This window comes from Gillisia lutea, assembly GCF_021568705.1.
Taxonomy (GTDB): domain Bacteria; phylum Bacteroidota; class Bacteroidia; order Flavobacteriales; family Flavobacteriaceae; genus Gillisia; species Gillisia lutea.
This window is the reverse complement of the sequence record NZ_JAKGTH010000007.1, coordinates 501,327-514,205: the sequence shown is the minus strand read 5'-3', so window position 1 is coordinate 514,205 and position 12,879 is coordinate 501,327. Positions and strand designations below refer to the sequence as shown.

Annotated in this window: 13 protein-coding genes; 11 read left to right on the top strand and 2 right to left on the bottom strand. The window is 34.9% G+C overall.

The window, feature by feature from the left end:
- Positions 1–14: 14 nt before the first annotated feature.
- Both L1I30_RS06640 and L1I30_RS06635 read left to right on the top strand, forming a co-directional pair.
- Entirely contained in the window at positions 15–1,076 is a 1,062-nt protein-coding gene (locus tag L1I30_RS06640; protein WP_236133483.1) for a glycosyltransferase family 9 protein, read from the top strand.
- Positions 1,076–2,143 (top strand): CDP-glycerol glycerophosphotransferase family protein, encoded by a 1,068-nt coding sequence (locus L1I30_RS06635; protein ID WP_236133482.1) that lies wholly within the window; start codon positions 1,076–1,078, stop codon positions 2,141–2,143. Before L1I30_RS06640 ends, L1I30_RS06635 begins: the two co-directional genes overlap by 1 nt.
- Before the next feature lie 5 nt (positions 2,144–2,148).
- On the opposite strand, the gene L1I30_RS06630 is transcribed toward L1I30_RS06635, so the two are convergent.
- Positions 2,149–2,907, bottom strand: coding sequence for a lipopolysaccharide kinase InaA family protein (locus tag L1I30_RS06630; protein ID WP_236133481.1), 759 nt, complete (start codon positions 2,905–2,907; stop codon positions 2,149–2,151).
- Between the two features lie 145 nt (positions 2,908–3,052).
- Here L1I30_RS06630 and L1I30_RS06625 point away from each other — a divergent pair, with 145 nt between their 5' ends.
- From L1I30_RS06625 to L1I30_RS06595, 7 genes are all read left to right on the top strand, one after another.
- Positions 3,053–4,138 carry a glycosyltransferase family 4 protein gene (locus L1I30_RS06625; protein WP_236133480.1) on the top strand — a complete coding sequence of 362 codons (1,086 nt, stop codon included), beginning with the start codon at positions 3,053–3,055 and terminating at the stop codon, positions 4,136–4,138.
- An 18-nt stretch (positions 4,139–4,156) separates the two neighbouring features.
- Positions 4,157–5,269: a glycosyltransferase family 4 protein gene (locus tag L1I30_RS06620; protein ID WP_236133479.1), complete on the top strand. Its 1,113-nt coding sequence runs from the start codon at positions 4,157–4,159 to the stop codon at positions 5,267–5,269.
- On the top strand, positions 5,256–5,825 hold the full coding sequence (locus tag L1I30_RS06615; protein ID WP_236133478.1) for an L-threonylcarbamoyladenylate synthase: 570 nt from the start codon (positions 5,256–5,258) through the stop codon (positions 5,823–5,825). The genes L1I30_RS06620 and L1I30_RS06615 overlap by 14 nt, the downstream gene beginning before the upstream one ends.
- A 3-nt stretch (positions 5,826–5,828) precedes the next feature.
- Entirely contained in the window at positions 5,829–7,265 is a 1,437-nt protein-coding gene (locus L1I30_RS06610; RefSeq protein ID WP_236133477.1) for a CCA tRNA nucleotidyltransferase, read from the top strand.
- Between the two features lie 3 nt (positions 7,266–7,268).
- Entirely contained in the window at positions 7,269–8,294 is a 1,026-nt protein-coding gene (locus L1I30_RS06605; protein WP_236133476.1) for a COX15/CtaA family protein, read from the top strand.
- Positions 8,295–8,318: 24 nt separating this feature from the next.
- Positions 8,319–8,828, top strand: a complete 510-nt coding sequence (locus L1I30_RS06600) for an IS1096 element passenger TnpR family protein (protein WP_236133475.1) — start codon at positions 8,319–8,321, stop codon at positions 8,826–8,828.
- 87 nt (positions 8,829–8,915) lie between these two features.
- Entirely contained in the window at positions 8,916–9,974 is a 1,059-nt protein-coding gene (locus tag L1I30_RS06595; protein WP_236133474.1) for a nucleoid-associated protein, read from the top strand.
- A 1-nt stretch (position 9,975) separates the two neighbouring features.
- On the opposite strand, the gene L1I30_RS06590 is transcribed toward L1I30_RS06595, so the two are convergent.
- Entirely contained in the window at positions 9,976–11,037 is a 1,062-nt protein-coding gene (locus L1I30_RS06590; protein ID WP_236133473.1) for a hypothetical protein, read from the bottom strand.
- Between the two features lie 92 nt (positions 11,038–11,129).
- On the opposite strand from L1I30_RS06590, the gene L1I30_RS06585 reads away from it, so the two are divergent.
- Together L1I30_RS06585 and L1I30_RS06580 are read left to right on the top strand one after the other, a co-directional pair.
- Positions 11,130–12,032, top strand: coding sequence for an ABC transporter ATP-binding protein (locus tag L1I30_RS06585; protein ID WP_236133472.1), 903 nt, complete (start codon positions 11,130–11,132; stop codon positions 12,030–12,032).
- Positions 12,033–12,869, top strand: coding sequence for an ABC transporter permease (locus tag L1I30_RS06580; protein ID WP_236133471.1), 837 nt, complete (start codon positions 12,033–12,035; stop codon positions 12,867–12,869).
- Positions 12,870–12,879: the final 10 nt, after the last annotated feature.

Below are 12,879 nucleotides of genomic sequence, written 5' to 3'. Positions count from 1 at the left end.
GAGATACCTACAAGATGAAGATACTTGTAATTCAACAAAAAATGATTGGGGATGTGCTTACATCCTCAATCTTATTTGAAGCATTGCGTCACCAGTACCCCGAAGCTGAACTGCACTATTTGATCTATCCCCATACCCGGGCGGTACTTGAGAACAATCCATTTATCGATAAACTTATCCTATTTAAAGACGCTTATAAAAGGCCTATCAATTTTTTTAGGTTTATAAATGAAATTAAAGATGAAAATTATAATGTGGTTATTGATGTATATTCTAAAATAGCAACCGCTGTTATTTCTCGTTATTCCTGTGCTCCTCTTCGTATTTCCTATAATAAATGGTACACCTCGCTATTTTACACCAATACTTTTGATAGAAAATTTGTGGCAAAAACAAAAGCAGGACAGGCAATAGAAAAGAGATTGCACTTACTATCCCCACTTAGTGAATCTTTTCCTCTTCAAATAAAGCCAAAGATATACCTAAGCAGTACTGAAATGGAATCGGCTAAGGCATTGCTTCTGGCTAATAAAATTAATAAGCAGCAACCTCTATACATGATAGCTGTTTTGGGAAGCTCTAAATCCAAAACCTATCCACCGGAGTATCTTGCAGAAATACTCAATTTAATAGTAATGGAAACCAATGCCCAATTACTGTTCAATTATATCCCTTCCCAGAGAAAGGATGCCGAGCTAATTTTTAATCTTTGTAATACCAACACCCAAAAAAATATTTTTTTAGATATTTTCGGAAAGAGCCTTAGAGAGTTCATGGCGCTTACATCTCAATGTGATGCGCTAATTGGAAATGAAGGCGGAGCAGTAAATATGGCGAAAGCCTTAAATACTCCAACATTTGCTATCTTTTCTCCATCTATTAGTAAAGAGAACTGGAACACCTATGAAGATGGTGCGAAGCATATTTCTGTGCACCTAAAAGATTTCCAACCTGAAAAATTTCAGGATATCACCAAAAAACAATTGAAACAGCTAACAAATGCTTATTATGCCGATTTTAAACCAACCATGATCACTCCACAGCTAAAGCATTTTCTTACTGTAAATTCTATTTAATGAAGTATCGATTTCTAATTAATATAAGTCATACCTACGCTTTACCCATTGGCGCTCCTCTTCAAAAAGAGATTCTGCAACGAGGATATGAAGTTAAATGGTTCAGTGATCTAGAGTACACCAAAAAATCTTTCCCTGAACATGGAGAATTACTGCCAACTATTCAAGATGCTGTTCTTTACAATCCTCATGTAGTATTATGCATAACAAATGATGTTGCCGACTTTATTCCCGGCATTAAAGTTCAAATCTTTCATGGTTTTTCAGCAGATAAACGAAGTAAGGCGAAAGGACATTTTAGAATTAGAGGATTTTTCGATCTGTATTGTACCCAAGGCCCCTCCACTACCACCCCCTTCTTAGAGCTTCAAAATAAGTACAAACATTTTGAAGTAAAAGAAACAGGATGGTCGAAAGTAGATCCTTTATTTCCTATCAAATATATAAATACAGTCCATCCGACTATCCTGGTATCTTCAACCTTCACTCCTAGACTAAGTTTGGCACATCGAGAAGAAGTACTTCTTGAAATTGAAAATCTATCCAAAGTAGAAGGATGGAAATTCATTATTGTGCTGCATCCAAAAATGGAAAAAAAGATAGTAGACAGGGTAAAAGCTATGGAAAATGATTCTATAAACTTCTATAACACTACTAACCTGATTCCCTTAATGCAAAAGGCTGATGTAATGTTCTCTGACACTACCTCCGCCATTACAGAATTCATATTACAGAAAAGACCTGTTGTAACTTTCAGAAACAATAAACCCGGAAATTACTTATTAGATATTCAGGAGACATCAGAGATTAGATCTGCAATTAAAGAGGCTCTATCCAAACCTAAACAACTAATGAATGCTATAGATGCGAATGTAGCCAAAATGCATCCTTATAGCGATGGGAATTCCAGTAAAAGAGTGATTGATGCCTGTATTGATTTTCTCCATGAAGACAAATCCCATCTAAAGGCTAAACCTTTAAATCTTATAAGAAAATATAAGATTAGAAAGAGATTAAAGTATTTTACTTTCAAAACATATCCAAAAGCACCCACTTTAAAAAAGTAGGACTCTTATTTTTTCCAGAATTTAAGCTGTTTCTTCAATTTCTTTTTACGTTGAAATTTCTCCTGAAATTCAACGGTATATCCCCACATTTTCTTAAAGACCTCTGCTTCAGGCATATCTATTAACTGCGAATATTCGCTAGCCATAATTTGAACCATCTCCTTATACGGCGTTAAACGTGAAAAGTTCTTCATTCGCTCTTCAAAAGTGAGCTCCTTGAAGTTCATTCTATTAAGATCTACTAGGAAGAACTGATAATCCCCATTATTTAATAAAATAAGGGTGTTGCCTGGGGAATGGTCCAGAAACTCTATTCCTTCTTCATGCAAATTATAAGTAAATCGAGTAAATGCTCTTAATAACTCTTCTCGCTGTGGGAAAGAGGGGTCATGCACCAGTTCTCTATACGTAAGATCGCATTCCAGATGTTCGCTTATATAGTAGCTTTTTTTAAATGCTAAAGCAGTATCTTTTTCTATATAAGCTATTGGATAGGGCGTACCAATATTTTTAGATATGAGAATTTCGGCGTAATTGAAGGAACGCTCAGCTTTAGATTTTCTTAAAAACCTGTATGCAAATTTATTGACGGCATTCGGGATCTTAAAAGATTTAATATTGATTTTTTTAGTACCAAGATCAAAAATCTTAATACTATTTCTATCCCCTTTATTCAAATAAGCTCCGCTACTTTCAAAATTTTGAATAAAGCCAAGTATTGCTTCCCTCTTATCGAGATATGCCTCCGAAAAAACTGTTTTCATTTGGCAAAATTACAATAAAGGATGGATTTTAAAGGATACCACCGGTTTTTAGCAGACACAAATTTTAAAAAAACTAAATTTTAGAGATGCGAAGCGTACGCATCCTATTATATTTACAGAATATTTTCTTTAAAAGCTGGGATCTATGCCTAATGAAAAAAATGTGTTGTTAGAGTCACATAATATCAATAATATGTTCACGGGATTTGGACAATTCAATTACTGGTTAATCAAAAATATTGTGCAGAATACTCCGGAATTTAAAATCACTGTAACAGCTTCTCATAAATCTTCTATAAAGGATTTTCAAGAGAAAGTTATTTTTAAAAAATATCATCCCTATCACCGAAAGAAATTGTTTCGCATCAGAAAAAAATATGATCTATGGCATTCCATGAATCAGAATATCAGTGTAGAACCTTATTTTTCAATCCCTTATATCCTAACAATTCATGATGTTATTTTCATGGAGGAAAATACTTTAAGCAAGGAAAAAAAAGATAAAAAGTTTCAAAGATTACAGGGGAAGATAGACCGTTCCACCGCTATAGTTTATATTTCAGAATACGCCAAACAAGAGACCAACCGCTATTTTAATATTTCTGATAAAATTATACAGAGAGTTATTTACAATGGAAATCCTATTACTCCTGTCCCACCTGTAACTCCAGCGCCCACAACTTTAGTTCCTAAAAAGCCTTTTCTTTTTACCATTGGCCAGTTCATGCAAAAGAAGAATTTTCACACTTTAATAGGAATGCTTTCTTTCATGGAAAACCATCACTTAGTGATTGCCGGTAACTATAATCGCCCTTATAGAGAGGTTATAGAAAAGGAAATTGAAAAATATAATTTAACAGATAATGTATTTCTGGTGGGGAAAATATCAGATGAAGAAAAACATTTTTATCTTCAAAATTGTGAATCTTTAGTCTTCCCTTCATTGCATGAAGGATTTGGAATGCCTCCTATCGAAGCTATGGCCTATGGTAAACCTGTATTTTTAGCCAATAGGTCTTCTTTACCCGAAATTGGTGGACAATTTGCCTTTTTCTGGGATCGATTTGAGGCAGAATATATGCATAAAGTATACGAGGAAAAAATGAAGATTTATAATGAGAATATAAAAGTTTATACGGAGAAGCTGAAAGAGCGTGCAGCTTCCTTTAATTGGGATACTACAGCAAAACAGTATTTAAAGCTCTATTCAGAGATATTACATCGTAATTAATTTACAGTCTTCAAATTTATGAATATCCTTCATGTTTCTGCAGTTAAAAGTTGGGGCGGTGGTGAAAACCACATTGAGCAACTATGCAAGGAGCTGAAATTGCAGGATATAGGTATTACTAACACCGTTTTATGCATTAAAGGTGGGATTTTTGAAAAAAAACTTAAAACCACTAATATAGATCATGTTTCGGTGAGACTGGGTTTTAAAATGGATCCACGTTTTTTCTTAAAACTGATAAGTCTTTGTAAAAAAAGGAAAATTGACCTGCTTCATATCCACGACAGCACAGCTCTTACCTTGTGTATAATGGGCGATCACCTTTATGATCTTCCTCCTTTTATTTTTAGCAAAAAAACTACCTTCCCCATTAGGGAAAGAAAACAAACGCTTTACAAATACAATTATCCTAAAATAAAAAAGATTCTCTGTGTCTCACTTGCAACCAAGTTTATTACAGAAGGAAGTATAGACCATCCCGAAAAGCTGGAATGCATTTATCATGGTACTAGCCTTAATGACAAGAAGATAAAATCAACAAGAGACCTAAGAGAAGAATTGGAGCTTGAAGAGGATGTAAAAATCATAGGAAATATAGCTAATCATATATGGCCCAAAGACCTGCAAACCTTTATTCTAACTGCTAATGAGTTAATAAAGAATAGAGGGCATAAAGATTTTCATTTTATACAAATCGGATGTTTTACCAGCCTCACCCCTCAACTTGTGGCATTGGTTAAAAAACTTGACTTAGAAAAATATGTGAGCTTCTTGAATACCATTCCTCATGCTTCACAGCTCATCCCACAATTTGATATTTCTCTAATGACTTCTGAAAGTGAAGGGATTCCTCAATTTATTTATGAATCTTTTTACTATAATACTCCCGTTGTAAGCACCGATGTTGGTGGGATCTCTGAAATTATTAAACATAATAAAAATGGTTTGCTTTCTAAGGCACACGATTATCAGGATTTAGCCACTCAAATATTATCTTTGCAGAATAACGTAGAGAGACAAAAAGACTTCACCTGTCTTTCTAAACAAAAATTACACGAAAATTATACAACCAAAATAATGGCGGCCAAAACGCTAGCCATCTATAAAGATATTTCAAATGGAAGATTTTAAGGAAGAAACCGAAAAAACACTGGAGGTATTAAAAAAAGGGGGAATTATACTTTACCCTACCGACACAGTTTGGGGAATTGGCTGCGATGCTACCAATGCTGCTGCTGTAGCAAAGGTCTATGCGTTAAAGAAAAGAGCCGATAAAAAGGCCTTAATATGTTTAGTGAACAGCATTAAAATGCTAGAAAAACACGTAGATCTAGTACCGGAGCCTGCATATCTTATTATAGAACATGCCGATAAACCTACCACTATCATTTACGACAACCCACTTAGGGTAGCAAATAATCTTGTGGCCGAAGATGAAACTTTAGCAATTCGTGTTACCAAAGATAAATTTTGTGAACAGCTTATTTATAAATTCAGAAAACCAATTGTATCTACTTCAGCAAATATAAGCGGCCAACCAACTCCGCAATCTTTTGCTCAAATAAGCCCTGAAATTTTAAAAGGTGTAGACTATGTAGTAAATTTGCACCGATCTAAAGTTTCAGGAAAACCTTCGTCCATTATTAAAATTGGTAACGATAGGAGTGTGAAAGTGATACGAAAATAAGTTATGCCCAAAGATAAGAATTACAGCAAAGCCCTTGTCAACCCCATTTTTAAAACAATTGCTCTTGCTGCTAAAGAACTGAATTTAGAAAGTTACGTAATAGGAGGTTTTGTAAGAGATCTTATTCTGGAACGTGGAAACTCTAAAGATATAGATGTAGTTGCCATTGGAAGCGGAATTGAATTAGCTAAAAAAGTCTCCGAACTACTCCCCTATCATCCAAAAGTACAGATTTTTAAAAATTATGGGACTGCCATGTTGCGAGCAGATTCTATTGAAGTTGAATTCGTAGGTGCTCGTAAAGAAAGTTATACTACCAACAGTAGAAATCCTGTGGTAGAAAATGGAACTTTGGAAGACGACCAAAAACGGAGAGATTTTACCATTAATGCACTTGCATTAAGCTTAAATGAAGAAAATTTCGGAGAGCTGTTAGATCCGTTTAACGGTTTAGAAGATCTTAAAACCGAGCTTATAAAAACTCCGTTGGATGCCGACATCACTTATTCAGATGATCCGTTGCGAATGTTACGTGCAATTCGATTTGCTACACAGCTAGGTTTTAAGATCGAAACAGAATCGTTAAATGCTATTACACGCAATAAAGATCGTATAAAAATTATCTCTTCTGAAAGGGTGGTAGACGAGATCAATAAGATCTTACTTTCAGAAAAACCTTCTGTAGGTTTCAGCCTTTTACACAAAACAAAATTACTTCCGCTTATCCTTCCTCAGCTTACAGCATTAGAGGGAATTGAAGAAGTAGAAGGACAAAAACACAAAGATAATTTTTGGCATACCTTGGAGGTTGTAGATAACATCTCTGAAAATACAGATGATCTGTGGCTTAGATGGGCTGCTTTATTACATGATATTGGGAAAGCACCCACTAAAAAATTTCACAAAAAGATTGGATGGACTTTTCACGGACATGAATTTGTTGGTGCTAAAATGGTTTTTAAACTCTTTAAACAACTTCGTCTTCCTTTAAATGAAAAGATGAAGTATGTTCAAAAATTAGTTTTAATGAGCTCCCGCCCTATAGTGATCGCCGATGAGAACGTAACCGATTCGGCTGTACGTCGCTTAGTATTTGATGCTGGTGATGATATTGAGGATTTAATGACGCTTTGTGAGGCAGATATCACGACCAAAAACCCAAAACGCTTCAAGAAATATCATAATAATTTCAAGAAAGTTCGAGAGAAGATCAAGGAAGTGGAAGAAAGAGATCATGTTCGTAATTTTCAACCGCCTGTTAGTGGAGAAGAGATCATGGAGTTCTTCAACTTAAAACCATCCAGAGAGATAGGCATGATAAAAGATGCTATAAAAGAAGCTATTTTAGAAGGTGAAATCCCTAATGAATATGAAGCTGCAAAGGAATTCATGTTTAAAAAAGCTTCTGAACTTGGTTTAAAACCCGCTGTAAGCAAATAAGGTATGTATAGAAATTTCGTGAAGATTTCACTAATTCTCGTTTATTTAGTGATTATAGCCGGAGCGGTAGTAAGAATGACAGGATCAGGAATGGGGTGTCCGGACTGGCCTAAATGTTTCGGATATTATATCCCGCCTCACGAGATTTCAGAACTACAATTTTCTCCTAATCATGAGTTCAAGAAAGGGCAAGTAATAATTGAAGACGAACAATTATTAGTGGCTACCTCAACCTTTACTACTAAAAATACTCTCGACCCGACTAATTGGGAAGTATACACGAAACATGATTATGCCATCTTCAACCCATGGCATACCTGGATAGAATATATTAACAGGCTAGCCGGCGCTTTGGCTGGAATTGCTGTATTAATCATGGCCATACTTAGTTTAAAGTTCTGGAAACGACAAAAGAGAATTACCATTTTATCCTGGCTTTCTGTATTTTTGATGGGTTTCCAAGGCTGGTTGGGCGCCACGGTGGTGTATTCCGTTTTATCGCCGGTAAGAATCACCATTCATATGGTTGTTGCACTGGTAATCGTTGCGTTGCTGTTATATTTACTTCAACTTATCTCAAGCTCGAACAAGACGCGGGTTATTACAACTAATTTTAGAAATTTGCTGGTAGTATCTATACTTTTAACTTTAGTTCAAATTGTTATGGGTACGCAGGTTCGCCAACTCGTAGATGACCAGGTAAAAATTCTTGGTGAAAATTCAGAACAACTCTGGCTCGCAAATCCTTCGGTTACATTTTATGTACATCGCTCCTTTTCAATATTAATCCTATTAATAAATGCTTTCCTATGGTGGCAAAACAGAAAACTAACATTAGGGTTTTCTAAAATAAACTGGGTTATGGGGTTCATATTTATAGAAATCATAACTGGAGTGGCCATGTATAATTTCCACTTTCCCTTTCTTTCTCAGCCCCTTCATCTTGTTATCGCCAGCATTCTTTTCGGAATTCAATTTTATATATTATTGGAAGCAATCAGTACCCCTATTAAATCGAAAAGTTTGTAACTTTGAACCCAAAAATTTACACTCATGGTTTATCGATTTAGGATTATTTTAGAAGCTGAAGACGATGTTTTTAGAGATATTGAACTTCTAGAAGAAAGCACACTGGAAGACTTCCATAACAGTATTATTAATGCTTTTGGATTTGACGGGAATGAAATGGCTTCTTTTTACATTAGCGACGATGAATGGAACCAAGGGGAAGAGATCTCACAATTTGACCTTAGTGAAGGAATGGATTCTGTTAGGTTAATGAATGAAACCACTTTAGATAGTGTAGTTTCAAAATCTCAAACCAAACTTATCTATGTTTACGACTTTTTAAGTATGTGGACCTTCCTTATAGAATTGGCTGAAATTGCTGAAATTGAAGAAGGACGCGATTATCCTAATCTTATGTTTGTACACGGACAAATACCTACAGAAGCTCCCGATAAAGAGTTTGTGGCTGAAAAAGATGAATTTGGAGACGGATATGATGAGGACTTAGATATTGACGATTACGATGACCTTTCGTTCGATGAAAACTGGAATTAATTCGTTTCAAGATTTTATATCTTTTTAGTTCACCTCTTTAGCCTTGCACAATTCACCAAGTAAAACTTACTTAAATCAAACTATTTAATGATCAACTTATATAACGCCCAAATTGAATCGCTTTCAATTCATAGGGTTGGAAATAAAAGCAGAAACGAGAACATCTTTCTTTCTGCCGCTCCTTTTGAACTGAATGATGAGATTACCCCTTTGGTGAAAGAATTTTTCTTGAAACCTTTTCGTGAAAAAGAAGAGAATTATTACAAATTTCATCACGAAACTGATCTGGAATTCAACGAGTTGTACAATTTCACCAATCAAATCTTCGATAACCCTGAGTCGGTACACGATGTTTCTAAGAAAATAAATACCTTATTGTTTGAGCAGTCCACGCACCCACACATCAAAAGTGGAGAAGTATATGTAGTATATTTTGAAAATATGCTGTTGAACAATGAAAAAACCTCCGCTATTGGGATCTTTAAATCTGAATTGAAGCATGATTTTCTTCAATTCCAGGAAAAAGGGACTATTCTCGAAATGATCGTACAACAAGGGATTAGCCTTAGTAAATTAGATAAAGGCGCGCTTATCTTCAATAAAGAACGAGTTGAAGGCTATAAAGTACTTTCTGTAGATTCAAATAAATACGACACGAAATACTGGTTAGAGAATTTCTTAGGAGTAGATGTACTTGCCGATGAGAATTTTTACACAAAGAAGTATTTAAAATTCTGCCAGAATTTCGCTAAAGATGTAGTATTACCTGCGGAAGACAAAAAGGAAGAAGTGATGTTTATGAACCGAAGTGTAGATTACTTTGCAAAGAATGATGCTTTTGATGAGTCTAATTTCTTGAATTCTGTAATAGACAACCCAGATCTAATTCCTGAATTTAACAATTATAAAACAGAGAAAGCACCAAAATATAATATAGAAGATCTTACAGAATTTCCAATTGCAAACAGTGCGGTTACGGCTGCTAGAAAATCTATTAAAAACGTGATTAATTTGGACACAAATGTTCAAATTAAAATGAATTTCATCAACCCGGAATCTGCAGAGAAGTTCGTAGAAAAAGGTTGGGACGAGGAAAAACAGATGTATTATTACCTAGTTTATTTCAATAAAGAGGAAAAAAGCTAAACTAGCCTAACACCTTGGTATTTACGTCTTCGTAATTACGTTTTACAAACTCAAGGGCTGTACGCAGGATTTGTCCCATCGTACGAGCCCTTTTAAATTTCATATCGTTTGTAAGTATATATAAGTCTTTTCTAAGCTCTCGTACATTTTCTGGAGAAGATACATGGTCGTTTATCATACATCTTACCAATTCTTTAAATCGGCTTTGAGCATTTATCATTCTCTTTGCTAATAGAGACCGTTCTTCTTTTCTGTACTGTTCTATAGAATTTTCCTGCAGTTTATTGGTAACCAATTCTACCATCTTAAAATTCTCTTTAAAAAATTGCGGTTTGTATACCTTTAAATTCCCTTCATAACTCTGTTGATCGAAGTCGATTGCTCGAATGGTGTATTCTACATGATCAAAATCGTGCGTAGGAATTACCACATAATTATAGGAGCGCATATCTCCTAAAAGCCGCACCATACAGCGCTCATTAAATTTTACAAATTGCTTGGCTATTTGAGTTTTTGCACGTTCATCACAATTGGGAAGTTCTTCAGAAATAAAAACATCTCCAGGAATTCCGGCAATATGCTCTTCAATTAAGGTATCCTTATACACTAAAAAATTAATTCTATGTGGAGACAAAATATGTTCAATCTCCAAACCATAAACCCTTGAAGCATCGGCCATTTTTACATAGAAATAAGTAAAACTATCGTTCAAAACATTTCTGACTCTAATTCTGAAGGGCTTGGAATTTCCGAAAGTACAATAATCTATCGCATCGATATTCAAGAATTCTAACGATTCATCACTTCCGTCAGAATGTAAAATGGTATATACATGTTTTAAAGAAATATCTATCTCGTTTCTTTCATGATCTGAATAATAACAGCGTACCCACAAGGTATCCTCTTCATTTCTATCATAAACGGTCACACAACCTGCAAAACGCAACAAATCATCATAAAACACCGGGATCTTAGTATTCCGGTTGTACTTTGCCAGATATGTATGAAAACGGTCGTTTATAGGAAAAGAAGGTTTTTTCTTAGACATTAAATTGTCTTGCATTATAGGTGGGTTTTTTCAAAAATACATATTCTCCTTGATAAGTCTTGTAACAAAATGTTAACTTCATCGTCAGATTAAGAAACATATATAATTTGGAGACAATTCTCACCTTAAATAATCTCACTAAGAAATACGGACCACTAACCGCTGTCGACAACCTCTCTTTTGAAATCAAAAAAGGGAACGTTTACGGTATTCTGGGTCCTAACGGAAGTGGAAAATCTACCACCTTAGGGATGGTTTTAAATGTTGTAAATAAAACCAGTGGCGATTTTCACTGGTTTGACGGAAAAGATTCTACCCATGAGGCTTTGAAGATGGTTGGTGCAATTATAGAGCATCCTAATTTTTATCCTTATATGACTGCCGTTCAAAATCTGGCTTTGGTATGTAAGATAAAAGGAGTTAACAGCTCTAAAATTGAAGAAAAATTAGAAGTGGTTGGGCTTTTAGATAGAAAGAACAGTAAGTTCCGTACATTTTCCTTAGGAATGAAACAGCGTCTTGCAATTGCCTCTGCCCTCTTAAATGATCCCGAAATACTAATTTTGGATGAGCCTACAAATGGACTGGACCCTCAGGGAATTCATCAAATTAGAGAGATTATTAGAAATATAGCTGCTACAGGAACAACCATATTATTAGCTTCCCATTTACTGGATGAAGTTGAAAAGGTTTGTTCTCATGTAGTAATTATTAGGAAAGGTGTGAAATTGTATAGTGGGCGGGTAGATGAAATGAATGCTAGTCACGGCTTCTTTGAATTAAAATCCAACGACATCTCAAAGTTAAAAGAAGTACTTACCCATCATCCGCTAATCGGAAAAATAACAGAGCACGATGGCTTGGTGACCGCTATTTTAGAAGAACCTATGAATGCCGAGGTCATCAATTCTTACCTTTTTGAAAAAGGTGTTGCTTTATCATATTTAGTAAAAAGAAAAGAAAGTCTCGAGGAGCAATTCTTACAATTAACCAACCAAACCACCAATTAAATGCTACGATTACTAGATATAGAACTTCATAAATTAAGATATAGTCGGTCTGCCAAGATATTGATATTCACATATTTTATACTTATAACTTTTATTGCTCTAATTGCCTCTATCGAATTTGATCTGGGTAATATACATTTTAGGTTGGCCGATCAGGGGATTTTCAATTTTCCTTTTATCTGGCATTTCAACAGTTATATTGCAGCTTTGCTAAAACTATTTCTTGCCATAGTGATTGTATCTATGATGAGTAATGAGTATAGTAACAGGACGTTAAAACAAAACCTAATAGATGGGCTTAGCAAGAAAGAATTCGTGCTGTCCAAGTTTATTACGGTATTACTTTTTTCGGTTATTTCCACCCTATTCCTTTTTGTAGTGACCTTGATCTTAGGTTATTCCTTTTCCGATTTTACCGAGTTTTCAATTGTTTTCTCTGACATGGAATATTTACTTGGGTATTTTATAAAACTTGCGGGATTCTTCGCTTTCTGTATGTTTATTGGAATACTGATCAAACGTTCTGCCTTCGCTCTTGGCTTTTTATTTATATGGTGGATTTTTGAAAGTATCTTATACGGAGTCCTAGAATGGAAAATTTTCAGGGATAGTGATATTGCCGAGAATATCATGCAATTCTTCCCGCTTCAGGCTATGAGCAATATTGTTATTGAGCCTTTTTCACGTCTAAACGTTATAAAAACGGCTGCTACCCAAATTGGAAGCGAATTAGATAAGGACTACGGGGTTCATTGGTATCAGCTATTAATTGTTATTGTATGGACAGTTTTATTTGTATATCTTTCTTACGCTTTGTTAAAAAGAAGAGATTTATAAAAAATTGTAC

Excerpts from the sequence above, each read along its gene's own strand:
- L1I30_RS06615 (WP_236133478.1), top strand. The coding sequence starts at position 5,256 with ATGGAAGATTTTAAGGAAGAAACCGAAAAAACACTGGAGGTATTAAAA.
- L1I30_RS06625 (WP_236133480.1), top strand. The coding sequence starts at position 3,053 with ATGCCTAATGAAAAAAATGTGTTGTTAGAGTCACATAATATCAATAAT.
- L1I30_RS06595 (WP_236133474.1), top strand. The coding sequence starts at position 8,916 with ATGATCAACTTATATAACGCCCAAATTGAATCGCTTTCAATTCATAGG.
- L1I30_RS06620 (WP_236133479.1), top strand. The coding sequence starts at position 4,157 with ATGAATATCCTTCATGTTTCTGCAGTTAAAAGTTGGGGCGGTGGTGAA.
- L1I30_RS06640 (WP_236133483.1), top strand. The coding sequence starts at position 15 with ATGAAGATACTTGTAATTCAACAAAAAATGATTGGGGATGTGCTTACA.
- L1I30_RS06605 (WP_236133476.1), top strand. The coding sequence starts at position 7,269 with ATGTATAGAAATTTCGTGAAGATTTCACTAATTCTCGTTTATTTAGTG.
- L1I30_RS06635 (WP_236133482.1), top strand. The coding sequence starts at position 1,076 with ATGAAGTATCGATTTCTAATTAATATAAGTCATACCTACGCTTTACCC.
- L1I30_RS06590 (WP_236133473.1), bottom strand. The coding sequence starts at position 11,037 with ATGCAAGACAATTTAATGTCTAAGAAAAAACCTTCTTTTCCTATAAAC.
- L1I30_RS06630 (WP_236133481.1), bottom strand. The coding sequence starts at position 2,907 with ATGAAAACAGTTTTTTCGGAGGCATATCTCGATAAGAGGGAAGCAATA.
- L1I30_RS06580 (WP_236133471.1), top strand. The coding sequence starts at position 12,033 with ATGCTACGATTACTAGATATAGAACTTCATAAATTAAGATATAGTCGG.
- L1I30_RS06610 (WP_236133477.1), top strand. The coding sequence starts at position 5,829 with ATGCCCAAAGATAAGAATTACAGCAAAGCCCTTGTCAACCCCATTTTT.
- L1I30_RS06600 (WP_236133475.1), top strand. The coding sequence starts at position 8,319 with ATGGTTTATCGATTTAGGATTATTTTAGAAGCTGAAGACGATGTTTTT.